Origin of the sequence: Corynebacterium casei LMG S-19264 (assembly GCF_000550785.1) — a bacterium.
Classification (GTDB): domain Bacteria; phylum Actinomycetota; class Actinomycetes; order Mycobacteriales; family Mycobacteriaceae; genus Corynebacterium; species Corynebacterium casei.
The window spans coordinates 575,802-599,544 of the sequence record NZ_CP004350.1; the positions used below are offsets into that span (position 1 = coordinate 575,802).

The 23,743-nt window shown below is 55.7% G+C and carries 30 protein-coding genes and 1 pseudogene; 24 read left to right on the forward strand and 7 right to left on the reverse strand.

Features of this window, described 5'->3' with window-relative positions; all coding sequences use genetic code 11:
• Positions 1-50: 50 nt before the first annotated feature.
• A complete protein-coding gene (locus tag CCASEI_RS02855; RefSeq protein WP_006823235.1) occupies positions 51-845 on the reverse strand; it encodes a sortase family protein in 795 nt (264 codons plus the stop codon).
• 65 nt (positions 846-910) lie between these two features.
• Between CCASEI_RS02855 and CCASEI_RS02860 the strand changes: the two genes are divergently transcribed.
• From CCASEI_RS02860 to CCASEI_RS02880, 5 genes are all read left to right on the forward strand, one after another.
• A complete protein-coding gene (locus tag CCASEI_RS02860) occupies positions 911-1,612 on the forward strand; it encodes an NUDIX hydrolase (protein ID WP_006823236.1) in 702 nt (233 codons plus the stop codon).
• A 217-nt stretch (positions 1,613-1,829) separates the two neighbouring features.
• On the forward strand, positions 1,830-2,198 hold the full coding sequence (gene rplN / locus CCASEI_RS02865; protein ID WP_006823237.1) for a 50S ribosomal protein L14: 369 nt from the start codon (positions 1,830-1,832) through the stop codon (positions 2,196-2,198).
• Positions 2,199-2,202: 4 nt separating this feature from the next.
• On the forward strand, positions 2,203-2,517 hold the full coding sequence (gene rplX, locus CCASEI_RS02870) for a 50S ribosomal protein L24 (protein WP_006823238.1): 315 nt from the start codon (positions 2,203-2,205) through the stop codon (positions 2,515-2,517).
• A 2-nt stretch (positions 2,518-2,519) separates the two neighbouring features.
• Positions 2,520-3,071 carry a 50S ribosomal protein L5 gene (gene rplE, locus CCASEI_RS02875; protein WP_006823239.1) on the forward strand — a complete coding sequence of 184 codons (552 nt, stop codon included), beginning with the start codon at positions 2,520-2,522 and terminating at the stop codon, positions 3,069-3,071.
• Positions 3,072-3,285: 214 nt separating this feature from the next.
• Positions 3,286-4,071 carry a formate/nitrite transporter family protein gene (locus tag CCASEI_RS02880; protein ID WP_006823240.1) on the forward strand — a complete coding sequence of 262 codons (786 nt, stop codon included), beginning with the start codon at positions 3,286-3,288 and terminating at the stop codon, positions 4,069-4,071.
• On the opposite strand, the gene fdhD is transcribed toward CCASEI_RS02880, so the two are convergent.
• On the reverse strand, positions 4,068-4,910 hold the full coding sequence (fdhD, locus tag CCASEI_RS02885) for a formate dehydrogenase accessory sulfurtransferase FdhD (protein WP_025387084.1): 843 nt from the start codon (positions 4,908-4,910) through the stop codon (positions 4,068-4,070). The genes CCASEI_RS02880 and fdhD overlap by 4 nt on opposite strands.
• Entirely contained in the window at positions 4,910-5,182 is a 273-nt protein-coding gene (locus tag CCASEI_RS02890; RefSeq protein WP_006823242.1) for a DUF6457 domain-containing protein, read from the reverse strand. The genes fdhD and CCASEI_RS02890 overlap by 1 nt, the downstream gene beginning before the upstream one ends.
• Positions 5,183-5,517: 335 nt before the next feature.
• On the opposite strand from CCASEI_RS02890, the gene rpsH reads away from it, so the two are divergent.
• The 10 genes from rpsH to CCASEI_RS02940 all read left to right on the forward strand — a co-directional run bounded on the left by rpsH (position 5,518) and on the right by CCASEI_RS02940 (position 11,949).
• Complete coding sequence (gene rpsH, locus CCASEI_RS02895; protein WP_006823243.1) at positions 5,518-5,901, forward strand: 30S ribosomal protein S8; 384 nt, start codon at positions 5,518-5,520, stop codon at positions 5,899-5,901.
• Between the two features lie 15 nt (positions 5,902-5,916).
• Complete coding sequence (rplF, locus tag CCASEI_RS02900; protein WP_006823244.1) at positions 5,917-6,453, forward strand: 50S ribosomal protein L6; 537 nt, start codon at positions 5,917-5,919, stop codon at positions 6,451-6,453.
• 3 nt (positions 6,454-6,456) lie between these two features.
• Positions 6,457-6,858: a 50S ribosomal protein L18 gene (gene rplR / locus CCASEI_RS02905; protein ID WP_025387085.1), complete on the forward strand. Its 402-nt coding sequence runs from the start codon at positions 6,457-6,459 to the stop codon at positions 6,856-6,858.
• A gap of 34 nt (positions 6,859-6,892) precedes the next feature.
• Positions 6,893-7,513 (forward strand): 30S ribosomal protein S5, encoded by a 621-nt coding sequence (gene rpsE / locus CCASEI_RS02910; protein ID WP_006823246.1) that lies wholly within the window; start codon positions 6,893-6,895, stop codon positions 7,511-7,513.
• 4 nt (positions 7,514-7,517) lie between these two features.
• Positions 7,518-7,703, forward strand: coding sequence for a 50S ribosomal protein L30 (rpmD, locus tag CCASEI_RS02915; protein WP_006823247.1), 186 nt, complete (start codon positions 7,518-7,520; stop codon positions 7,701-7,703).
• Between the two features lie 5 nt (positions 7,704-7,708).
• Complete coding sequence (gene rplO / locus CCASEI_RS02920; RefSeq protein ID WP_006823248.1) at positions 7,709-8,158, forward strand: 50S ribosomal protein L15; 450 nt, start codon at positions 7,709-7,711, stop codon at positions 8,156-8,158.
• 288 nt (positions 8,159-8,446) lie between these two features.
• A complete protein-coding gene (gene secY, locus CCASEI_RS02925) occupies positions 8,447-9,775 on the forward strand; it encodes a preprotein translocase subunit SecY (protein ID WP_006823249.1) in 1,329 nt (442 codons plus the stop codon).
• Positions 9,775-10,320: an adenylate kinase gene (locus CCASEI_RS02930; protein WP_006823250.1), complete on the forward strand. Its 546-nt coding sequence runs from the start codon at positions 9,775-9,777 to the stop codon at positions 10,318-10,320. The genes secY and CCASEI_RS02930 overlap by 1 nt, the downstream gene beginning before the upstream one ends.
• The gene (gene map, locus CCASEI_RS02935; RefSeq protein ID WP_025387086.1) at positions 10,321-11,118 is read left to right on the forward strand and encodes a type I methionyl aminopeptidase; all 798 of its coding nucleotides are present in this window, start codon (positions 10,321-10,323) and stop codon (positions 11,116-11,118) included.
• A gap of 42 nt (positions 11,119-11,160) precedes the next feature.
• Entirely contained in the window at positions 11,161-11,949 is a 789-nt protein-coding gene (locus tag CCASEI_RS02940; RefSeq protein ID WP_025387087.1) for a L,D-transpeptidase, read from the forward strand.
• Between the two features lie 154 nt (positions 11,950-12,103).
• On the opposite strand, the gene CCASEI_RS02945 is transcribed toward CCASEI_RS02940, so the two are convergent.
• Positions 12,104-13,288: an IS1249 family transposase gene (locus tag CCASEI_RS02945; RefSeq protein WP_025387088.1), complete on the reverse strand. Its 1,185-nt coding sequence runs from the start codon at positions 13,286-13,288 to the stop codon at positions 12,104-12,106.
• A 315-nt stretch (positions 13,289-13,603) separates the two neighbouring features.
• On the opposite strand from CCASEI_RS02945, the gene CCASEI_RS02950 reads away from it, so the two are divergent.
• From CCASEI_RS02950 to rplQ, 7 genes are all read left to right on the forward strand, one after another.
• Positions 13,604-14,071 (forward strand): hypothetical protein, encoded by a 468-nt coding sequence (locus tag CCASEI_RS02950; protein WP_025387089.1) that lies wholly within the window; start codon positions 13,604-13,606, stop codon positions 14,069-14,071.
• A 202-nt stretch (positions 14,072-14,273) separates the two neighbouring features.
• Complete coding sequence (gene infA, locus CCASEI_RS02955; protein ID WP_003854422.1) at positions 14,274-14,492, forward strand: translation initiation factor IF-1; 219 nt, start codon at positions 14,274-14,276, stop codon at positions 14,490-14,492.
• A 184-nt stretch (positions 14,493-14,676) separates the two neighbouring features.
• Positions 14,677-15,045: a 30S ribosomal protein S13 gene (gene rpsM / locus CCASEI_RS02960; RefSeq protein ID WP_006823254.1), complete on the forward strand. Its 369-nt coding sequence runs from the start codon at positions 14,677-14,679 to the stop codon at positions 15,043-15,045.
• 3 nt (positions 15,046-15,048) lie between these two features.
• Positions 15,049-15,453, forward strand: a complete 405-nt coding sequence (gene rpsK, locus CCASEI_RS02965) for a 30S ribosomal protein S11 (protein WP_006823255.1) — start codon at positions 15,049-15,051, stop codon at positions 15,451-15,453.
• A gap of 19 nt (positions 15,454-15,472) precedes the next feature.
• Entirely contained in the window at positions 15,473-16,078 is a 606-nt protein-coding gene (rpsD, locus tag CCASEI_RS02970; protein WP_025387090.1) for a 30S ribosomal protein S4, read from the forward strand.
• Positions 16,079-16,201: 123 nt separating this feature from the next.
• A complete protein-coding gene (locus CCASEI_RS02975) occupies positions 16,202-17,206 on the forward strand; it encodes a DNA-directed RNA polymerase subunit alpha (RefSeq protein ID WP_006823257.1) in 1,005 nt (334 codons plus the stop codon).
• A gap of 71 nt (positions 17,207-17,277) precedes the next feature.
• Positions 17,278-17,808, forward strand: a complete 531-nt coding sequence (rplQ, locus tag CCASEI_RS02980) for a 50S ribosomal protein L17 (RefSeq protein ID WP_006823258.1) — start codon at positions 17,278-17,280, stop codon at positions 17,806-17,808.
• A 488-nt stretch (positions 17,809-18,296) separates the two neighbouring features.
• Here the strand turns inward: rplQ and CCASEI_RS14330 are convergent, their stop codons facing one another.
• On the reverse strand, positions 18,297-18,737 hold the full coding sequence (locus CCASEI_RS14330) for a hypothetical protein (protein WP_006823259.1): 441 nt from the start codon (positions 18,735-18,737) through the stop codon (positions 18,297-18,299).
• A gap of 249 nt (positions 18,738-18,986) precedes the next feature.
• Between CCASEI_RS14330 and truA the strand changes: the two genes are divergently transcribed.
• Together truA and eccB are read left to right on the forward strand one after the other, a co-directional pair.
• A complete protein-coding gene (truA, locus tag CCASEI_RS02990) occupies positions 18,987-19,847 on the forward strand; it encodes a tRNA pseudouridine(38-40) synthase TruA (protein WP_006823260.1) in 861 nt (286 codons plus the stop codon).
• Between the two features lie 57 nt (positions 19,848-19,904).
• Entirely contained in the window at positions 19,905-21,194 is a 1,290-nt protein-coding gene (gene eccB / locus CCASEI_RS02995) for a type VII secretion protein EccB (protein WP_025387092.1), read from the forward strand.
• 193 nt (positions 21,195-21,387) lie between these two features.
• Here eccB and CCASEI_RS15405 read toward each other — a convergent pair.
• Together CCASEI_RS15405 and eccD are read right to left on the reverse strand one after the other, a co-directional pair.
• A pseudogene (locus CCASEI_RS15405) lies at positions 21,388-22,392 on the reverse strand (S8 family serine peptidase); the annotation flags it as partial.
• Entirely contained in the window at positions 22,332-23,657 is a 1,326-nt protein-coding gene (gene eccD, locus CCASEI_RS03005; RefSeq protein ID WP_225868433.1) for a type VII secretion integral membrane protein EccD, read from the reverse strand. The pseudogene CCASEI_RS15405 and the gene eccD, both read right to left, overlap by 61 nt.
• Positions 23,658-23,743: the final 86 nt, after the last annotated feature.

Here is a 23,743-nt window from a genome sequence, read left to right on the forward strand (position 1 = left end):
AGCAACACGCCAGTAACATTTAAAACATTTTTAACATCTTTAACATTTTTCTAAATGGCATCAACCACTCGTGAATATTGCCATCCCACAACAGCGTTCTTTACCGCTGCTTGCAGGAGGTTTGGCGGCTGGATGCAGCTAATTGTCAGCAGCCTTCCTGGTGTGGCGGACGTGCCCCAAATTTCTGCAGATTGCGACAGGCCGGATTTTTCTGGCTCGTGTAAGTCAGTTGCTTCATAAACCAGCCACAAATCACCGGATTCCTCAGTTCGGATAAAGAGCTCATCACCCACGGAAACCTGGTGTTCATCAGCCGTGCCATCGTAGAGATCATTGAACACCGCCGGCACGCCGGCGCCGGTATGGCCTGCGATGACCACGATGTCAGATGCGTCGGTTCCGGGCTGTGAGTAAGGCCGGTCATCTGAGGTGTACGTGCAGGCTTCTGACATGGTGTCCGGGTCGATGGCACCATCTGTCACCGCGCAGTTTTCAGCTTCAAAATCTGCCCGCAAATCAATCGATGGAATGTACATTTCCACTGGCCGCGAGGGTTTCACTGTGATATCGAGTGGGGCAGGGGACGCGGAAGTGCTTATCACTGCTTCCTCGCTCGCTTCATCGTAGTCACCGCCGCGGGAGACAACCGCCGTGATAGCCGCGAGGATAATGACAATTAATAGAGCAATCGCAATATAAAGGCGCATGCGCGGTGGGATGGCAAAGATGGCATCGACAAGCTTTTGGCGAAAAGTCTTGCGCGGACCCAACGTGCCACGCCCACGCTGCTCCCGCGAAGGCGGCCTACGGTATTGCTGAGGCTGATTGTCGCGCCCTGCGGCCATATCGTGCACCTGCTTTAACTAGAAAGAAATGTTGCTCCCTTATATTAGGGCTATCATCAGACGTTATGAACCAAGGCGCGTCTATTCCACAACCACGCGGCCCCCTGCGTGATGAGCTCGGTGCCGCGAAATACCGACATGAAGCAATTGCCGCTGTCTTGCGGGCATCACCGGGCCATGGACTGCAAGTAATGGCGCATCGCCGTGAACGCGAGCCTTTCGCGGGGCAGTGGGCGCTGCCATCGGGGCCGCTGGAAGTTGATGAAAATATTGAGCAGTCCGTACGGCGGCACCTGGTGGTGCCCGTGAACTTTATGGAACAACTGGGCACGCGCTCTGAAGTCGGTCGTGATCCCTTCGACCGCACAGTGGCCACTGCCTATGTTGGTCTGGTTGCGTGGGACCAGCTTGCTGATGTCGACTTTGTGCACTTGGACCAAGACTGGGCCTTTGACCACGGCGAAATTGCCAGTGATGCTGTGGCGCGTCTGCGCGCAAAATTGTCCTATACAAATATTGCTTTCGCGATGTGCCCGGAGGAATTTACCCTCTCGGACCTCTCGCGCGCCTACGAAGCCGTACTAGGGTATCCGGTAGCTGTATCCAACCTGCAACGGGTACTCAAACGGCGCGGGCAGTTAGAGCTGACCGGAAACCTCTCGCGGCCCGGCAAAGCCGGCGGACGGCCAGCGAAACAATTCCGGTTTGTGCGTAGGCAGCTCGAAGTCACCGATCCCTTTGCTGCTTTTGCGCCCGCGACGTTTTGACCAGCAGATAAAGTGATTTGGAGGAGCCGCGAGGAATGTGGTTTAATGCTTAGGTTGCATAGCGCGTGGAGAGCGCCGTGTGGTGCGTTTCCGAACCACACCCAATCCTGGCGGGCCTGAAGTTATCGGCCCGACGCGAATGCACTGTTAAGCAAAAGACCGCGTGTGTCAAGGTCGGAAATTTTGGCACACATTAATCCAGGTCAGGAGACCCAAAGTGATTCAGAAAGAATCGCGTCTACGAGTCGCCGATAACTCTGGTGCACGTGAAGTTCTGTGCATCCGCGTCCTCGGTGGATCCGTACGACGTTCAGGTGGCATTGGCGACACCATTGTCGCGACTGTCAAGGAAGCAACCCCAGGCGGCAACGTAAAGCAGGGCGAAGTTGTTCGCGCTGTTATCGTCCGCACCAAGAAGGAAACCCGTCGTCCAGATGGCTCCTACATCAGCTTCGACGAGAACGCAGCTGTCATCTTGAAGAACGACAGCGAGCCACGCGGTACCCGCATCTTCGGCCCTGTTGCTCGTGAACTTCGTGACAAGAAGTTCATGAAGATCGTTTCACTTGCACCGGAGGTGATCTAATCTTATGAAGGTTCATAAGGGAGATATGGTGATTGTTATTTCGGGCCCAGATAAGGGCGCGAAGGGCAAGGTCATCGAGGCATACCCAAAGCGTGAGCGCGTCCTAGTAGAGGGCGTTAACCGTATCAAGAAGCACGTTGCAAATTCTGCCCCAGAGCGCGGCGCAGAATCCGGCGGCATTGTTACCCAGGAAGCTCCAATCCACGTTTCTAACGTTGCGTTGATTGACTCCGAGGGCAATCCAACCCGCGTCGGCTACCGTTTCGATGAAAACGGCAAGAAAGTCCGTATCGCGCGTAGCAACGGGAAGGACATCTAATCATGAGCGAGAACTACACCCCTCGTCTAAAGACTCGCTACCGCGAGGAAATCAAGGATGCTCTTAACAAGGAGTTCTCCTACGACAACGTCATGCAGATTCCTGGCGTCGTTAAGGTTGTTGTCAACATGGGCGTCGGCGACGCTGCACGTGACTCCAAGCTGATCAACGGTGCGCTGGAAGACCTGACCGCTATTACCGGTCAGAAGCCACAGCTGCGTCGTGCACGTAAGTCCATCGCGAACTTCAAGCTGCGTGAGGGCATGCCAATCGGCGCCCGCGTTACCCTTCGTGGTGACCGCATGTGGGAGTTCCTGGACCGCCTGCTGACCATCGCGCTGCCACGTATTCGTGACTTCCGCGGTCTGTCTGACCAGCAGTTCGACGGCAACGGTAACTACACCTTCGGCCTGTCCGAGCAGACCATGTTCTACGAAATTGACGTAGACAAGGTTGACCGCCCACGCGGTATGGACATCACCGTTGTTACCACCGCTACCAACGATGAGGAAGGCCGCAAGCTGCTTCGCGAGCTCGGCTTCCCATTCAAGTAAATAGCGCTTTAAATCCCGCTAACCACATTGTGTTGGTTAGCGGGATTTTTCGATCCTAAAGACCTCTCCGGTATCCGTCCGTGACCAAGGATATTTTGCAATCATTCTGCAAAACCCACCTTCGACCGCTAATGTGTTACCGGTAAAAATATTGGCGGGAAGAATATTACCGCCATATGCAGTCGCCGGAAGCGTGAGAAGGAAAACGAAGCCCATGAGCCTGAATGAAACAATCGAAGCTGGCGTTGGCAAGAAGGTCGCACTCTTTGATGAAGACCAGCCACGTTTTGGTGTTCGTGGCATCCTCGCTGGCGTGTACTTGGCACTGGGTACGGCATTTGCTGGTGTAGTGGGGCAGGTACTCAACCCCGTATTGCCGGGGCTCGGTGGGCAAGTTTTCGCAGCCCTGTTTGGTCTGGGCTTGTTTGCAATTGTTGTTCTCAATGCTGAGCTGGCGACAGGCTCGATGATGTTCATGAGCTATGGTGCAACAACCAGGCAAATCACCTGGGCTAAGGCGATATGGGTGGTTTTCATGACCACCGTTTACAACCTCATCGGCGTGGCCATTATTGGCGCCGCCTTGGCGATGTCTGCGAAATTCGCCGACATGGACGCAGCACATTTGCTGTCAACTATCTCTCAGGACAAGTTGGTTAAAAGCCCCGAGGGCATGATTGTTGAAGGAATGGTGGCGAACTTCGTGGTCAACATGGCTATTATCGCCGGCATCTTCGCCAAAGAAGTGGTGTCGAAGTTCTTCGCCATCGTGCCAATCATCGCAATCTTCGTGGGTCTGTCCACCGAGCACGTCATCGCAAACTTCTGCGTCATGGTCATCACGGCGTTCTCCTCTGACCCGTTGCCCGCTGCGATGAGCTTTGGCTCGGTGTCGATTAACTGGATTCTGGTGTGGATCGGCAACTTCATTGGTGGCGGCCTGCTCATGGGCGGGGTCTACGCCTGGCTCAACAAAGGCCCAGCGGTTTACCGCGACTAAAGCTTGGCCGGGGTTGCAAGCTTTCCGGCATACAGGTTGAAGCGGTCACCGCGGGCGAATCCAACCAGGTTCATCCCGACATTGCGCGCGGTATCAACCGCAAGCGATGAGGCAGCCGAGACTGCAATAAGCGATCCAAAGCCCCCCATCGCAGCTTTTTGGACAAGCTCAAATGAAGCGCGCGAGCTCATGACCAAAATCAAGTCATTGGCAGGCAGCATGCCTTCCATGATGAGGTGGCCGATGACTTTATCGGCCGCATTGTGCCTGCCGATGTCCTCGCGCACCACAATCGGATTGCCCTCATAATCAAATGCGCCCGCCGCGTGAATCCCGCCAGTCTTGCGGAACTGCTTTTGATATTCCCGCAACTTATCCGGCAACGTTGCAGCCAACTCCGGGTCGAGTGCGACATCGGGCATCGGATGGTAGAGCTTTAACGCCAATTCCTCAATAGAAGAGGTACCGCACACGCCGCAGGCGGAGTTAGTCACGGTCAAGCGAATTGCCCGTGGTGCGAGTTCAATGTTGTTGGACAACTGAACGTCTAATACGTTGTAGGTGTTTTCGCCCTGGGCATTGGTGCCGGCGCAGTAACGCGCGGTGGCCACGTCTTCGACCGTCCGAATGTGGCCTTCGGAATGCAAGAAGCCGTGTGCGAGTTCAATGTCATGGCCCGGGGTGCGCATGGTGGTGGTGACGGTCTGGTGCCCAACTCGAATTTCTAAGGGTTCTTCCGCAGTAACCGAATCGGCGCGCGTGTCTTCCTCCCATCCTGTTCCGTCTTCGGTGCGGCGCATGCGGGTTACTGCGTAAGACTGATTCAAACGCCCTGCCATTAGTACTCCTTGTTAACTAGTGCACTTAGCTTATTGATGTTTGCCGTGACCTCTTCCGGCGAACTAGACGCCAGGCCCACCAAAAATGCGGTCAGTGGGGCAGCGGGGCGCGAGCGGTTATGGGCGACGTCCCGTGTGAGATCTAGAAGCTGTTTGATGTGGTGCGTTGCGTCCTCCGCAGGAAGCCCCAGCACCTGACTTGCCTCGACGAGCCACTCGTGTGCGGTCTGTACCGCCTTGTCATCCTTGTTGTCATCATTGGACTCACTCATATCCAACACTGTAGTACCCCGACCCAATTCCCAAAGATGTGAACTTCACCCCAAGTGTTTTGGAAAACGCCAGCTAAAACGGTAAAGTAGCACGTCGGACTAGCACTACGCCGCCCAACTGTGGTTGAGCTGCAAAGATGTGCTTTTCCGAGCATGATTTTTATACATCTACTTTGTTGTAGGCCCCTCGCCAAATTTAGCGGCCCGTGTATGCATCAAAGGGTGGCGAGCGCCCTCCGGTACTGACCGGTGGGAGCGTAAGTAGCCCGAAATCACACGGAAAACGCAGGTGAGTTGCGGGAACCGCAACGAGAAAGGCAAACGGTCACTTAATTATGACCATGACAGATCCTATCGCCGACATGCTGTCGCGCGTGCGCAATGCAAACCATGCGCAGCACGACACCGTGTCGATGCCGACCTCCAAGATCAAGGCAAACATTGCTGAAATCTTGAAGCAGGAAGGCTACATCGCTGACTACTCCGTCGAGGGCCGCGAGCTGTCCCTCGAGCTTAAATACAACAACCGTGAGCGTTCCCTTTCGGGTCTGCGCCGCGTGTCTAAGCCAGGTCTGCGTGTGTACGCAAAGTCCACTAACCTGCCTAAGGTTCTAGGCGGCCTCGGCGTGGCTATCATCTCCACGTCCTACGGCCTTCTGACCGACCGTCAGGCTACCGAGAAGGGCGTAGGCGGAGAAGTCCTCGCCTACGTCTGGTAAAGGGAGGTATGCACAATGTCACGAATTGGTAAGGCACCCATCGCTTTGGCGAATGGCGTAGAAACCAAGATCAACGGCCAAACCGTTGAGGTAAAGGGCCCTAAGGGCACTCTCACTGTTGAGATCCCTGCTCCAATCACCGCAGAAGTTGAAGAGAACGAGCTGCGCGTTGTTCGTCCGGACGATCACCGCACCAGCCGTGCACTGCACGGTCTGTCCCGCTCCCTCATCAACAATGCAGTTGTTGGCGTCACCGAGGGCTACACCATCAAGATGGAAATCTTCGGTGTTGGTTACCGTGTAGTACAAAAGGGCAAGGACCTTGAGTTCGCCCTGGGTTACTCCCACCCGATCCTCATTGAGGCTCCAGAGGGAATCACCTTCGCTACCGATGGCACCACCAAGTTGTCCATCTCCGGTATTGACAAGCAAAACGTCGGACAGATCGCCGCGAACATCCGCCGTCTGCGTAAGGATGATCCTTACAAGGGCAAGGGTATCCGTTACGCTGGCGAGCAGATCCGTCGCAAGGTCGGAAAGACGGGTAAGTAAGCAATGGCAAACACTGAAACCGCAAAGCGCACCCCAGTCGGCAAGGACATTTCCACCCGACGTCGCGAAGCACGTGCTCGTCGTCACTTCCGCGTCCGTAAGACCCTGCGTGGAACCCCAGAGGCTCCACGTTTGGTTGTCCACCGCTCCTCCCGCCACATGCATGTCCAGGTCATCGATGACTTGGCTGGCCACACCCTGGCTGCAGCTTCCTCCATGGAAGCTGACGTGCGCGCACTCGAGGGCGACAAGAAGGCCAAGGCATCCAAGGTTGGCGCACTGATTGCTGCGCGTGCCAAGGAAGCTGGCATCGAAGCTGTCGTCTTCGACCGTGCAGGCTACAAGTACCACGGTCGCGTCGCAGCTCTTGCAGACGCCGCTCGCGAAGGTGGTCTGAAGTTCTAATGGTCAACGGAAACATCAACGGAAGGAACGCCTAATGTCGGACCGTGAACAGCGTGACGGCGGACGCTCCGCCGAAAACAACAACAACCGTGGCGGCCGCGGCCGTCGCGACGATCGTCGTAACCAGCAGGACAACGAGCGCGATAAGTACATCGAGCGCGTTGTAACCATCAACCGCGTCTCCAAGACCGTGAAGGGTGGACGCAACATGTCGTTCACCGCACTGGTCATCGTTGGTGACGGCCAGGGCATGGTTGGCGTTGGCTACGGCAAGGCTAAGGAAGTACCTGCTGCAATCCAGAAGGGTGCAGAAGAGGCTCGCAAGAACTTCTTCCGCGTTCCAATGGTTGGCGGCACCATCACCCACCCAGTCCAGGGTCGCGACGCAGCTGGCATCGTTATGATGAAGCCTGCAGCTCCTGGTACCGGTGTTATCGCTGGCGGCGCTGCTCGTCCAGTTCTTGAGTGTGCTGGTATCCAGGACATCCTGTCGAAGTCTCTCGGCTCCGATAATGCCCTCAACGTCGTCCGCGCAACCATGGACGGCCTGAAGCAGCTGGTTCGCCCTGAAGAGGTTGCCGCACGTCGTGGCAAGTCCTTGGAAGAGGTTGCTCCAGCACGTATGCTGCGCCAGCGCGCAGGTCAGGAGGCATAAAATAATGGCTCTGAAGATTACACAGGTAAAGGGCCTGGTAGGCACCAAGCCAAACCACCGCAAGAACATTGAGGCTTTGGGCCTCAAGCGCATCGGTCACTCTGTTATTCAGCAGGACACCCCGATCATCCGTGGTATGGCTAATAAGGTTCGTCACCTGGTCACCGTTGAAGAAGTGGCAGGGGAGTAATAACCATGGCTGATATCATCAAGCTGCATGATTTGCGCCCAACCAAGGGCGCAAACAAGCCAAAGACCCGCGTTGGCCGCGGTGAGGCATCCAAGGGTAAGACCGCTGGCCGCGGTACCAAGGGTACCAAGGCACGTAAGCAAGTTTCGGCTGCTTTCGAGGGTGGTCAGATGCCTATCCACATGCGTCTGCCTAAGCTCAAGGGCTTCAAGAACCCGAACAAGATTACCTACCAGGTAGTCAACGTTGCGGATTTGGCAGAAGCATTCCCACAGGGTGGCGACGTCGCAGTAGCTGACATCGTTGCCGCTGGCCTGGTCCGTGCTAAGCAGCCGGTCAAGGTTCTGGGCGAAGGCGACCTCAGCGTCAAGCTGAACGTCACCGCAGACAAGTTCTCTAAGTCTGCTGTAGAAAAGATTGAAGCAGCTGGCGGTTCCACCACCGCTACGAAGTAAGTCTTAGCTACACACATTTAAGCAAGGCCTTCTTAAGGAAATCAGCGCAAGCTGAACACCTTAAGGAGGCCTTCTTGCATGGTTAGGGCCACCTTAGAAACCTGAGAGTGTGATAAGCAGCAACCCGATGTGGTTGGTTGCTAACAAGCTGGTAGGGTAATGGGGTCATAACTGTTGAAGTTGCTTCTTTCAAGCCCTACTCCGGTTTCCAAGAAAGCATTATCAAAGACCGCCTTGTCGTAGGCAGCCCACGTGCTGCATCTGCGCTGAGGGCAGGAGGATTATTTAGTGTCCGCCATTATTCAGGCATTTAAGGACGCCGATCTCCGTAAGAAGATCATTTTCACCATCGTGATGATCATTGCTTACCGTATCGGCGCCCAGATCCCGACTCCGGGAGTGGATTACGCAACCATCGCGGGGCGTCTGCGTCAGCTCACCCAAGAATCAGGTGACCTCTATTCGGTCATTAACCTGTTCTCAGGTGGTGCGCTGTTGCAGTTGTCTATTTTCGCGATCGGCATCATGCCGTACATTACTGCGTCGATCATCGTTCAGCTTCTGACCGTGGTTATTCCGCACTTCGAGCAATTGAAGAAGGAAGGCCAGTCCGGTCAGTCCAAGATGACCCAGTACACGCGATATCTCACTCTGGCGCTGGCACTGCTGCAGTCCGCAGGCATTGTGGCTCTGGCTGACCGCCAGCAGCTGCTCGGCCAGGGCGTTGAGGTGCTTGACGCAGACCGCAACATCTTCACCCTCATCGTGATGGTCATTGTCATGACCTCCGGTGCGGTGTTGGTGATGTGGATGGGCGAGCTCATCACGGAGAAGGGCATCGGCAACGGTATGTCGCTGCTGATCTTCGCGGGTATTGCTACCCGCCTGCCAACCGACGGACTGCAGATCCTGCAAAACAACGGTGGTTTGGTCTTTGCCATGGTTGTTGTCGGCGTCGTGGTTCTGGTTGTCGGTATTACCTTCATCGAGCAGGGACAGCGCCGCATTCCGGTGCAGTACGCAAAGCGTATGGTGGGCCGTCGTCAGTATGGTGGTTCTTCCACCTACCTGCCGTTGAAGGTCAACCAGGCCGGCGTTATCCCGGTCATCTTCGCGTCCTCCCTGATCTACATGCCAGTTCTGATCACCCAGATTGTAAACTCCGGACAGGCAGTACCACCGGATAACTGGTGGCAGCGCAACGTCATCGCATGGCTGCAGGCGCCATCGTCTTGGCAGTACATTCTGGCGTACTTCGTGCTGACTATCTTCTTCTCTTACTTCTATGTCTCCGTTCAGTACGATCCAGCGGAGCAAGCAGATAATATGAAGCGTTACGGCGGCTTCATTCCGGGCATTCGTCCGGGCCGTCCGACCGCAGAATACTTGGGCTTTGTCATGAACCGTTTGCTGTTCGTCGGCGCAACCTACCTCGCGCTGATTGCAGTGTTGCCAAACATCTTGCTCGACGCGGGTGTTGGCGGACAGGGTTCTGGTGGCGGCATGTCCGCTTTCGGCGGTACCGCTATTCTGATTCTTGTCTCCGTGGCACTGACTACGGTCAAGCAAATTGAATCCCAGCTTCTCCAATCCAACTACGAAGGACTTCTTAAGTAATGCGACTCGTTCTCCTCGGCCCTCCAGGTGCTGGCAAAGGTACCCAGGCAGCTATCCTCAGCGAAAAGCTGAACGTTCCTCACATCTCCACCGGTGATCTCTTCCGCGCTAACATCGGCGAAGGCACTCCACTCGGTGTAGAAGCAAAGTCCTACATGGATGCCGGCAAGCTTGTGCCAACTGATGTCACCGCGCGCATGGTGGAAGACCGCCTGTCCCAGGACGATGCCGCGAATGGCTTCCTTCTGGACGGTTTCCCACGCACTGTTGAGCAGGCAGAGATCCTTAAGGACCTGCTGGCTAAGAACGGTCAGAGCTTGGATGGCGTTTTGAACTTCCAGGTCACCGATGACGTCGTTGTTGAGCGCATGCTGGCCCGCGGCCGCGCAGATGACAATGAAGAGACCATCCGTACCCGCATGTCTGTCTACCGTGAGGAGACCATGCCGTTGATCGATCACTACGGTGAGAAGATCATCGACATCAAGGCTGAGGGCACCGTTGAGGAAATCAACGCAGCGGCTATGGAAGCCATCGGTAAGTAAATGGGTCGTCGCAGCCGCAAAAACCAGATTCCAGCACGCACCCCAGGTGAGCTGGATGCCATGCAAGCCGCCGGCGAGATTGTCGGCCGCACCCTGCAGGCGGTGCGAGCGGCTGCCAAACCTGGTGTGACCACCAAGGAGCTTGACGCTCTGGCGGAGGCCACCATTCGTGAAGCTGGCGCCGTGCCAACATTTTTGGGCTACGGCGGTTTCACTGGCAGCATCTGTGCTTCGGTCAATGACGTGATTGTGCACGGCATTCCGAGCGAGAAGCTGGTTCTCAAAGAAGGCGACCTGGTCTCAATTGACTGTGGCGCTACCTTGGACGGCTGGGTGGGGGACTCAGCATGGACTTTCGGTATCGGCAAGCTGGGGGAGAACCCGCAAAAGCTTAACGATGCCACCGCGTGGATCCTGGAGCAAGGTATCGATAAGATGCGTCCAGGAAATCGTCTCAGCGATGTTTCTCACGCTATTGAAATGGCCACCTATGAGGCTGAAGATAAGTGGGAAGTCGAACTTTTCATTGTTGATGGCTTTGGCGGACACGGCATCGGCCGCACCATGCACGAAGACCCCTTCTTGCCGAATGAGGGTCGTGCGAACCGCGGACCAATCATTCAAGAAGGCTCCGTGTTGGCGATTGAGCCACTGATCACTCTGGGTACTGAAGACAACTTCGTTGACGCCGATGATGAGTGGACCGTTTACACCGAAGATGGTTCATGGGCCGCGCATTGGGAGCATACTGTTGCCGCAACTGCCGATGGTCCGCGAATTTTAACGCCGCGCTACTAGATAACTATGCGAATTGTGGCAGGAAGGTTTATACTTCTTGCCATGTTGAAAACCAGCTTTGTCGGTGTCCGTCGCTCGCTCGTAGCGCTCGCTGCTACTGCAGCTACCGCTGTTGCGTTGCTTGGGGCATCGCCAGCAGCGCAGGCACAACCTGCCACCCCAGATTACGCTCAGAGTTCCTCTGACTTGAGCTTCGATGACGTCTTGAATGATACGCGTGAGAACGCGTGGAACTCACGCAACGCTTTTCTGAAGCAGGTCAGCGAATCCAACCCTGAAGCCGCATCCCAGATTCGTCCAGTGCTTGATAGCACCATGGATGTAGTCTTCCCGGGTCTGCGCGCTCAGAAGGAACGCGAAGAGAAGGCTCGTTTGGCAGCCATTGAGAAGGCACGCCAAGCTGAGGTAGCGGCTGAGAAGGCACGCGCTGAGGAAGCTGCACGCAAGGCTGAAGCTGAGCGCAAGCGCCGTGAATTCAATGTTGGCCCTTGTCCAGCTGACGCTGACGTCTGTGTCGACCTTGACGGTCGTCGTACCTGGCTGCAGAACAACGGAAACATCACTTATGTTGCACCGTCCATGGCGCCAGGTAAGGCTGGCCAGGAGACCCCACGCGGTACCTTCTACGTGAACCGTAAGGTCAAGGACGAAATCTCTTACGAGTTCAACAACGCGCCAATGCCTTACGCGATCTACTTCACCAACAACGGCCACGCGTTCCACATGGGCAACCCAGCCTATGACTCCGCTGGTTGTGTCCGTCTGCCAGAGCAGGCCGCTCTGCGCTACTGGGACAACCTGCATGTCGGCGACAAGGTCTTCATCTACTAATTAAGATCGCGCTTAATGGCCAAAACTTTGAGCGGCGCGTTCCTTCCCGTCAACAGGGGAAGGAACGCGCCGCTTTTGTGAGGTAGTCCAGTTGCCGTTGGAGGGTTAAGTAAAGAAAAGTGTGTCTGTCGGTGTGTTGCCGGCGGACATTGTGTTATCTACCTAGCCATCCTTTCTGTATTCCCATAGAGTGCTGGTAGGTGGTATCGATTGCGGTGTCGTATCCGCTTGGGCCACCGATTTCTGGTGGTGTGGGTGATTCCGCTTCGAGTAAGGCGTTGACTTTGGCGAGTGCGTCTTTACCCCAGCGTTGCTGCCTGGCGGTCTTTACGGGCTCGGCAGGCAGCTGCGTTTTTGATGCGAGCCACCAATCGATGGCGGTGCGTTGGTGTTCTTTGCTCATTCCGCGGTGGTTTCTGGCGAGGAGTTTGAGCGGTGAGTTGATGCCACCTTCAAGGCTGTTGGTGGTGGATTTTGGTGTTCCAATGAATCCTTCGGGTGGTTCTATCCAGGTAAATAGCCATTTTTTGCTGTTGAGGTTGTTTAGCGAATTCATGGCTGTGCGGTCTCGTTTGTGTGTCCAGTCCCAGGTTTTCCCGCTGGGGTGTTGACCGCGTTTATAAAAGGTTTTCTTAGCGAGTGTGGGTTTGTAAAACTCGTGGGTAGCCAGCAGGTTTGTAGTCCATTGGTAGGCGTCGTCGGGGGTTTCTACTTTGGTCAGCGACAGGGCTAGTGCGTAGATGGCTTTGCCTGCTTCTGTGCGTGGCCTGGAGGTGGTTTGGCGTCTGATATGGCGTTGAACGTGGACGGTGCAGCGTTGAATGTGGCTGGTGGGCCAGCATTTTTTGATTGCTGATAAGGCTCCGGTCCCGCCGTCGAGGGTGATGATCAGTGGGGGCTGTAGTTGGGAGATGAGTTTGATGTAGTTGGTGGTGGATTCTTTATCGCACCACAGCCATGCGACGACGTGGTCGAGGCTTGCGGCGATGAGCAGGCACTGTTTGTTGAGGTAGGTGCCGTCGATAAATAGCTGGTCATAGACCCTATTGTGGTCGATTTCTACGTTAGGTTGTATCAGCCAGCACCATTTCATGCGTGCGTGCAGGGTTTGGCGGGTGGTGTTGTGTTCTTGTGCGAGGCTGTTGAGGGAACGACCCGTGGTGATCCAGGTGTAGAACAGTCGGAAGGTTGCGGCGTCTTTGCTGGCTTGTTGGCTGTTTCTTACTGAGGATCCGCGGCAGCCTTGTGTGCATCGCCAGCGTTGGGTGCCGGCTTGTGTGTATCCGTTTTTCTTCATTAGCCCTGTACAGATGGGGCATCTTGGTCTGTTTGTACTCACCGGAAAATCAAACCAGAACCGGTTAGCACACTTTTCACGGGATCTCGGTATTGAACGCAAAAGGCCGGTTAATAGCTCTTGGAGACCTATTAACCGGCTAAAAACAGTTGTTGAGCTGGCAGAAGTAAGCTAATTCAGACACACTTTTCTTTACTTAGCCCTCATTGGATTTCTATTTGCTATTGATGCGTACTCCGCTATTGAAGAACCGTAACAACAAGAATGTTTCGATAGTTTGTTTGAGGTGTCCGCGCTGCTGTCAGGGATGGGTTCTAGCATGGCCTTGATGTTGACGTTCAGAAGCAAAGAGTCCATGTGTTTGACAAGCAGTCTTTGAAAATTGCGGTTGATGTGGGTGGGGCAATGTTGATTCCATACGAAATTGATCAGATCTATGAAGAGGCCTGCGAAAGATCAATGGTTTATCGGACTGAATTTCATGAACTGTTGGAAGTGAAATACGAAAATGAACTGGGTTGTCCGGTATCAGAAGTGATCGATGACGCCACTTTGAATTCCAAATCTGTGCAAATAGCCGACGACTTCGCCTACACCGAATATGTACGCCCGATGATCGATCGTGCTATTGGACACCACGAAAATGTGGTAGCAAATTCTGATATAAGCACCATTGAAGTCCTGCAGTCACCCACTCTGTGGAAAGTTCATTGGGGGATCTTTCCAACCGACCTCGTGCGACGTGATGCTATCCGAAAACGCCGGCTGCAGAAGCGTTGGGCAGGAAAAGTTGGGGTTTGCCGACTTTGTGAACCGCTTGCGTAATTGAAGACGAGTTACGTGTTACGGCTGTGGGCGGGCTGACCAGCGGCAAGACGGGCAACGGCATTTGGAAAACCGGCGTGTACCGCGTAAGCTATGTCGATGGTGTATGCGCACACGTGATCGTGTGTTGGCTGCATCAGGTAGTAGACATTTAAAAATGCAGGTAGCCGTAACAAAATTGGCTGCCAGAAAAGTAGAGGTTATGGCTAAGGAAGGCGCAATTGAGGTAGAGGGTCGCATTGTCGAACCGCTTCCAAACGCAATGTTCCGTGTCGAGCTCGATAATGGGCATAAGGTTCTTGCTCACATTTCCGGCAAGATGCGTCAGCACTACATCCGTATTCTCCCAGAGGACCGCGTTGTAGTGGAGTTGTCTCCTTATGACCTGACCCGCGGACGCATCGTCTACCGCTACAAGTAAAAACCGAAAGCCTCCTTAATCAGGGGTACTCGCAAGGTCGAGTGCTCTACTAATACCTCAGGCCACGGTGGCCAGAGCCTGCACCACAATGTTGCCCATAGACCCGGTCGGACCGGGCGAAGCGTGACATGGTGCGGGGCGGTTAAGGAGAAAACCACCGTAACAACCCGAAAGGACACGCCACATGGCACGTCTAGCTGGTGTTGATCTTCCACGCAACAAGCGCATGGAGATCGCGCTCACTTACATTTACGGAATCGGCCCAAGCCGTTCCAAGGAGCTACTGGAAAAGACCGGTATTTCTCCTGACCTGCGCACCGACAACCTTGATGATGATCAGCTGTCGGCGCTTCGTGACGCTATTGAAGGCTCCTGGAAGGTAGAGGGTGACCTCCGCCGTCAGGTTCAGGCTGACATTCGTCGCAAGATTGAAATCGGTTGCTACCAGGGTCTGCGCCACCGTCGTGGCCTGCCAGTCCGTGGTCAGCGCACCAAGACCAATGCGCGTACGCGTAAGGGTCCTAAGAAGACGATCGCAGGAAAGAAGAAGTAATAAATGGCTCAGAAGACTCGTTCCACGGCGCGCCGTTCCGGCCGTCGTGTAGTCAAGAAGAACGTGGCCCAGGGCCACGCTTACATTAAGTCAAACTTCAACAACACCATCGTGTCCATCACGGACCCATCCGGTGCTGTTATCTCTTGGTCCTCCTCAGGTCAGGTTGGCTTCAAGGGATCCCGTAAGTCCACTCCATTCGCAGCGCAGATGGCAGCAGAGTCTGCAGCTCGCAAGGCAATGGAGCACGGCATGAAGAAGGTTGACGTATTCGTTAAGGGCCCAGGTTCGGGCCGCGAAACCGCAATCCGCTCACTACAGGCTGCCGGCTTGGAAGTTTCGTCTATCTCTGACGTAACCCCACAGCCACACAATGGCTGCCGACCACCGAAGCGTCGCCACGTTTAAGGGAAGGAAGAACTAAACTATGGCTCGTTATACCGGCCCCGCTACTCGTGTATCCCGCCGTCTTCGCGTCGACTTGGTCGGTGGCGATATGGCTTTCGAACGCCGCCCATACCCACCGGGACAGGCTGGCCGAAACCGCATCAAGGAATCTGAGTACCTGCTGCAGCTCCAGGAGAAGCAGAAGGCAAAGTACACCTACGGTGTGCTGGAGCGTCAGTTCCGTCGCTACTACGTAGAGGCAAACCGTCAGACGGGTAAGACCGGCGACAACCTGGTTGTCCTGCTCGAAACCCGCCTTGACAATGTTGTCTACCGCGCAGGTCTGGCACGTACTCGTCGTCAGGCACGTCAGCTTGTTTCCCACGGTCACTTCACCGTGAACGGCAAGAAGACCAACGTTCCTTCTTACCGCGTTTCGCAATACGACATCATCGATATTCGCGAGCGTTCCCAGAAGATGGAATGGTTCGAAGAGGCTCAGGATCGTCTCGGCGAAGCTGTTGTTCCAGCTTGGCTGCAGGTTGTTCCTGAATCCCTGCGCATCCTCGTGCACCAGCTGCCCGAGCGCGCTCAGATCGACGTTCCGCTGCAGGAGCAGCTCATCGTCGAGCTTTACTCGAAGTAAACTGTTTAACCGTACGGTGCCATCAAAAGCACGGTGCGGTTATCTCAGGAATCAATCGGATTCCTTCCATAATTTTCACCCTCTACCGGCGTCAAATAGCGGTCGTCGACAAGGAGAAGTTCCATGCTTATTTCACAGCGTCCACAGGTTACCGAGGAGTTCATCGACTCTTCCCGCTCCCGTTTCGTATTCGAACCACTGGAGCCAGGTTTCGGCTACACCATCGGTAACTCCATGCGCCGTACCCTGCTGTCTTCCATCCCTGGTGCAGCAGTAACTTCCATCAAGATTGATGGTGTTCTCCATGAGTTCACCACCATCAACGGTGTGAAGGAAGACGTTTCCGAGATCATCTTGAATGTCAAGAACTTGGTACTGTCCTCTGACTCTGACGAGCCAGTTGTTATGTACCTGAGCAAGGAAGGCCCTGGCGCAGTAACCGCTGGCGACATTCAGCCGCCAGCTGGTGTGGAAATCCACAACCCAGAGATGACTATTGCAACTCTGAACGATACTGCGAAGTTGGACATGGAATTCGTCGTTGAGCGTGGCCGTGGCTACGTTCCTGCAGCACCAACTTCTGGTGACATCGGACGTATTCCGGTTGACCAGATTTACTCCCCAGTGCTGAAGGTCTCTTACAAGGTTGAAGCTACTCGTGTTGAGCAGCGCACCGACTTTGACAAGCTGATCATCGACGTGGAAACCAAGAACTCTATTTCTGCACGCGACGCCCTGGCATCTGCTGGCGGCACCCTGGTCGAGCTCTTCGGCCTGGCTCGCGAGCTGAACACCGCTGCTGAAGGCATCGAGATCGGACCATCCCCACAGGAGTCCGAGTACATCGCTGCTTACAGCATGCCAATTGAGGACTTGAACTTCTCCGTACGTTCGTACAACTGCCTGAAGCGTCAGGAAATCCACACCGTTGGTGAGCTCGCAGAGTGCACCGAATCGGACCTGCTGGATATCCGCAACTTCGGACAGAAGTCCATCAACGAGGTGAAGATTAAGCTGGCTAACCTGAATCTGGCTCTCAAGGACACCCCTGAGGACTTCGATCCAACCCAGCTCGAAGGCTATGACGCCGAAACCGGTGACTTCAAGGATCCGGCTGAATCCGAGTAAATAGCAATTGTGCTAGACCAAGGAAACCTTGGTCGCGCGCTCTACCTAATCCGCACACGAGGAGTACTTAAATGCCTACCCCTAAGAAGGGTGCCCGTCTCGGCGGCTCCGCTAAGCAGCAGGCTCACCTGCTGAGCAACTTGGCAGCTAGCCTGTTCGAGCACGGCGCTATCAAGACCACCGATGCGAAGGCGAAGATGCTTCGTCCTTACGCAGAGAAGATCATCACCAAGGCTAAGGGTGGAACCCTGGCTGACCGTCGTTCCGTGCTGAAGCTCATCCCACACAAGGATGTTGTTGCACACCTCTTCGACGAGTTGGCGCCACAGTTCGAAAACCGTGCAGGTGGCTACACCCGCACCGTTAAGCTGGACAACCGTGCCGGCGACAACGCTCCAATGTCCCAGATTTCCCTGGTTCTTGAGGAGACTGTTTCTGCAGAGGCATTCCGCGCTACCCGCGCAGCTGCTTCCAAGAAGGCTGAAGAAGAAGCTGTTGAAGAGACCTCTGTAGAGGAAACCACTGCTGAGGAAACCCCAGCAGAGGAGACCGCTACCGAGGAAGCTCCAGCAGCAGAAGAGGCTAAGGAAGAAGAGAAGTAATTCTCTTTATCTCCTAGTAGCCCTCAAGGGCCCTGTACCACTTAGGTACAGGGCCCTTTTCCTATGCGCGTCAGTTGTCCGCCATTGCCATACAACCTCTCGTGAAACTCTACGAGTGGCGGTGCTGCCGCACATGACCGATGGCTTCGGTGCCCAGATCCCCCAGATGCCCGAGAGGAATGACTGAGTCGTGTGGCGACCTACAGTTCACACTCTCGTTGGAGATGACCTAGCTATGGACCTAGCCATGCGCCTAAAGCTCTGCACCTACACGAGGGGCAGGAAGCAACGAGAGCTTTCAGGGGAGCCCTCTCACCTCAGGCACGGGCGGTGGGGTAGGAGGTGTTGAAATGCAAAAAGCTGAGGCCCACACCGTCTACTACGCGATGTGGGTCTCAGCCGACACATAAGGAGATATCCGAGGCAGCTCTTACAGCAAGCACCCTGACTTGCTGCTACTGTTCCCCTTCTGCTTCACAGTGCAGTAATTAAGCCTGTGGCAGGTACTGCTGGATCTGTGGCAGGAATGCTGCGATGCCGCCAGCGATTGCTGCGAGGATGCCAGCGCCGAACAGGAACTGCTCGTTCTCTGAGGAGCCTTCGCCATCTTCGGTTTCATCGGTGGAGCTGGAGACGTCGGAGGACAGGCCTTCGGTGGAGCCCTCAGAGTTCTCGCCATCTTCAGAGGAGCCCACGTCGGAGGAGAGCTGGTCTGCAGATTTCTCAAGGTTGGAGGACAGTTCCTCGCTGGACTGCTCGGCCTCGGAGGAGACGTCGCCTTCGTCTTCAGTGTTCTCGCCCTCAGAAGACTGGGTGACGCTGTCTGCGGAACCCTCTCCCTGTGCGAATGCGGTTGGTGCGGTCATTGCGCCTGCACCCATGAGTGCGGTTGCGGATGCTACAGCGGCGAACTTCTTGAACTTCTTCATAATGGTTGTTCCTTCCAGCTTTTGCTTTAGAGAAAATCTCATGCACGCCCAGCCTCGCCCCGAGGTGGTGCGGTGAACGTGCTCGGGAACCATTATTGCAACAGCGCAGCGGTGCGTGTCCACCTGAATTTTCGGTGACAGGTCACAGTTGTTGGTAGTTATTTCCATTTCTGTGAGTGATGCCCTTGGGAAAGGTTTGGCTTCACAGGCTTTTCCAAGCGCCCTCATGTGGGGGTACAATCGCGGGTTATGACTGATTTACCGAAGCTTGTCCGGTTGCGTTTCGACCTCGCCTACGATGGCACTGATTTTCATGGGTGGGCTAGCCAAAAAGGCGGGTTGCGCACGGTACAAGGGGTGCTTGAGCAGTGCTTATCGATGATCCTGCGCCACCCCATTGAGCTGACCGTCGCGGGTCGAACCGATGCTGGGGTGCATTCGGCAGGTCAGGTCGCGCATGCGGATGTCCCTGTTGACAGCCTTAATCAGCGCAGTATTGATGGGGATCCGGCGAAGCTGGTTCGCCGTTTAGCAAAGCTTGTCGATGATGATATCCGCGTTTCTAACGTCTCTTTTGCCCCTGAGGGATTCGATGCGCGCTTTTCGGCGTTGCGCCGGCACTATGTCTATCGCATCACCACTGATCCGGCGGGTGCTTTGCCCACTCGAGTGCGCGATACTGCGGTGTGGACTAGGGCAGTGGATGTCGATTTGATGCAGGAAGCCGCCACCACATTGGTAGGGCTGCATGATTTTGCGGCCTTCTGTAAGGCCAAACCCAATGCCACCACTATTCGGGATTTGCAGGAGTTTTATTGGGTGGATGCATCCACTGCAACTGAGCCCAACTTGTATGAAGCCCATGTCACCGCCGATGCTTTTTGCTGGTCAATGGTGCGCTCGCTCGTCGGTTGCTGCCTAGCTGTTGGCGAAGGGCGCCGCGATATCAACTTCGTGGAGGCAATGCTGGCTGAGTCAGAGCGTTCTTCTTCTATCCCCGTTGCCGCGGCGAAAGGCTTGTCCTTGGTTGGTGTGGACTACCCCGCGGACGAGGATTTAGCAGCGCGAACACTGGTCACACGGGATAAAAGGAGTGCTAACATTATTTAGGTTGCGTGTTTGCACGCACTTAAATATTCGGGGGAGTGTTTCGGGGAGTGTTTGACTGTGTCTAAATTGGCACCGACTACTAAGGCGCAAGTCTCAGGGCATAAGTTTTTAGTTCGTCGAATGCAACATGCGCTGGTCTTAGGTGACATCAGCATGATTCATGATCCATTAGCGAGTCGGCGCCGCGCGCTGATTTTCGGGGCCATCGCGGTGGTGCTCATTGCGTTGGGCTCGGGACTGTTGGCGTGGCTGCGTCCGGACCCGAATCCCGGTGATGCGCAATTGCTGCGCTCTGAACAGTCGCAACTGTATGTCCGCGTGGAAGAAACACTGCATCCGGTGGCGAATCTGGCGTCTGCCCGGCTGATTCTGGGGGAAGCCGCTGAACCAGCAAGCATCGGCAGTTCAGCACTAGAAGACGCAGCGCTGGGAACGCCGATCGGTATTGCAGATGCACCGATTGAGCTGGCAGCACCCCCAGAGATAGACCCATTGGCACCGCGCCCAGACAATACGTGGGCTGCGTGCCTGGCTCCACCCGGGCACGATGAGCCACCTTTTGTCACCAGTGCCACGCGCGACGGTGACGGGGTAGAGCATGAATTGGTGGTCAGCGTCGGCCATGAATTACAAGAACTGCCCGAACCAGCCGCAGCATATCTGAGACATCAAGACCGAGATTGGCTGGTTACTAGCGAAGGCCGTGCGCTGTTGCCTGCCGCTAATAGTGATGATGGGCGGATAATCCGCCGCGCGCTTAACCTATCGGAACCAGTCGAAGTACCGGCGGAATTCCTCAACGCATTTGCCGAAAACCCGCCGATTCGCCTGCCCGAGGTAGAACTGCTGCACGCAGATAACCAAACCTGGGCGCAGGTCGACGGCGGAATAGTAGCGCTCACAGAAACTCAGGCGAGGGTGTTGGCGGATGCTTCAGCACCACTTCGCACCGTATCCACCCAAGAACTTGCCGGGCTTGCCGATATCACCGACCCGGCCATTGATGTTCTTCCCGCTACGGTTCCGAGCATCGTTGATGGAGATTCCTGGTTGTGCGCCAATACTGAGGGCGCTGCGGTGGAACTTACTCCGGTGGATTCTTTGGTCGAGCTTCCCGGGGAAAGTTCCGCGAGCTATTTCACCGGGCTTAGCGGCGGTGCGGTCGCGGTAGATACCGGCTCAGGGGTGCACGTTATTGAGTCCACCGGCCGCCGTCATGAGCTTCCCGATGTCGCCCTGGTTGATGCTTTGGGCGTCGACGTGCAGGAAGCGGCGTGGCCGATCGTGAGATTGCTGCCTGAGGCGACCGCTCTGACGCGGGAGAACGCCTTGGCCGCAAGCTACTAACCATCCCTGCGATAAACAAGGCTATAAAACCAGCCCCGCCTATAGCGGCGATGAGCTTCCATAATCTGCCTTGCGCTGCAAAGCCTGCCGCCGGTGCAGGTGTTATCTCCACCGCGCGTTCTTTCACCACATAAGAAGCTGGTACGTGGCTTAGCGCTGCCAGTGGATCATGCACATTATTGGCTGACTGTGCCGCACCATAAATTATGTTGCGCACTTGGCGCGGGGATAGTCTCGGGTTGCGCTCCAACATCAACGCGACGGTGCCACTGACCGTGGGCGTGGCGTAGCTGGTTCCATTGAATCCACTTTCGCTGCCATTTTTGATTGCCCCACGCATCCAACCGGTGCCATTCGGATGCATGGCGATATCGACGGCTCCGGGCGCACTGACCCAGTCGCTTTCAATGACAGGCAAGGAGTACCCCGCTAGCTCATACTCGGTGGACAATGCTGCGACTGTAATAACAGTGTCTTCGATAGCAGGGTAGACCACCATGCCCGGCTCACAGTCACCATCGACATTGCCTGCCGATGCCAACACCACGACTCCCGCGCGCTCCGCCCTATCAAGAGCCTCGGTCAAGCCATGTGAATCGAGGTTCTCCGCCTGCTGTTTTGTCATGCAGGAAACCACCGAGAGGCTAATGACGCGTGCCCCGGCATCAACCGCAGCGTGCACGGATTCCGCCATGGTGGCCAATGACCCGGAACTTTCTGAATCCGGTGTAGAGCGATAGTGCAGGGAAGTTTGCCGAATAGCCATCAGCGTGGCATCGGGCGCGATGCCCATGTCCCGCGCGCCAATGACGCTGGCAACCACCGTGCCGTGAATATCGCAATCATGAAAGGGCGCAGGCGTATCGGGCACCACGAGGTCCGGGCCTGCTTCGAGCTGCGGAAACTGCTCGTGGGCAGAAACACCAGTATCAATGATGGCAACTTTGATGCCTTTGCCCGTGGCCAAAGAATGCAGCCGCGCGCGGTAGTCCTGCTGCGCTGGGCTAAACGACGGTGATTCCGCAGAACCCAGCGGCACCGCGCACGCGGTATCTTGTGCCCACGCTGGAGCCGTCGGTGCTGCAATGGCAATCGGTACCAGAATTAGTGCTGCGAGCGCACTTGCCATCCGGCGCATTATCCCAGACCCCGAATGAACTCGAAGAGCCCGGCCAGATGCGCGGCCATCGGCAAACATGCAACCAGCGCAACTGCCTCCAACCGCTCAAACCACTGGATGGTTGTCGGCGTTGCATGTTGGATTCGCGGCGCCCACCACGGGGAAACCAATGCCAACACGATGGGAATGCACGCCGCCATCCACAGTGTGATGTGTACCTGCCCGTGAAAATCAGCAACCGCAACTACCACCGGCGCGCAGACTGCCGCGGCAGCAGCCAGCACCGTCATGGACCACGCAGCCACAACCTGCCGGTGACGCGCTGCGTGCAGCAGCACCGCAAAACACAACGCAAGGCACAACAGTGTGCTCACAATTGGTGTCGTTGAGCTGGTCAGCGCCAAATACGCCAGCGCAACAACCGTGACGATTGTTAGCCCTAAACAAATCCCTTCATATATAAAGTGCGCACGCTGCGAGCGTTCATCAATGTTGTCCACCATCTCATCTGAGACCGCCAAGTCCTGACCAGCGGTAGGCAACTGTGGAACCCGCAGGCCAGCGGCCATAGTAGAGAGCCCGGGCGCGACGGCAATAATGATGACCGCTGCACCAACCACAGCCCCAGCACTATGAGGCACGGTCAACGCTGCGAGAACCAATAAACCCCCAATGGTGGTGGCCGCACCCGTGGTGCGCGCATGCGAAATCGCTAAAACATGGCAGGCCAACGCCATCACTGCGCAGGCGAGTGCTGCGGCATAAAGTCCGTAACTTAAACCCCGCGCGGTATCAATCGGCCAGCCAGAAACCGCAATGCCCGCAGCAATCGGTGCTGCCGAAATCACCAACCATGCCAGCACCAGCTGCCGATGCCACACCGCCAACACCAACGCGCCCAACGCAATCGTTAACCCAGCTAGAGCAATAGACCCCGCAATTTGTGAGGACCCTAAGAATCCAACCACCCCGCCGGCAGCACACAACGCAACTACTACCCACAAGGTCTGCAAACCACGCGCGGGCTGGTCAGTGCCTGAATACACCAATGCCTCAGCCGAGTCACGGATGACCGGCGCCGGTAGGTCCTCGGATGGTGAAAGTAACAGCACCGATCCATCGACAAGCTGCGTGGCGGACAGCGGCGCCGACTGATCCACAGGGCGCCCGGCGGCGGTTGATGCGCGCCACGGACGAGTCACCGACGGTGCCCCCACAAAGTCCGTGACCTCGGACATCAATTCATTCAATGAAGATGAGACCGGCAACGCCAAGTCTGCTTCTTTGCGGAATTCACCCACGTGACAACGCACCGTGACCCGCACACTTTGTGAAAAACTCACTGTTCCCCCGAAATAAAGTTTGAAATTTGTTGGCACCCCACCTTGCCCAACCGTATCTATTGTGGCTTACTTGTTAGAGCGTGTCC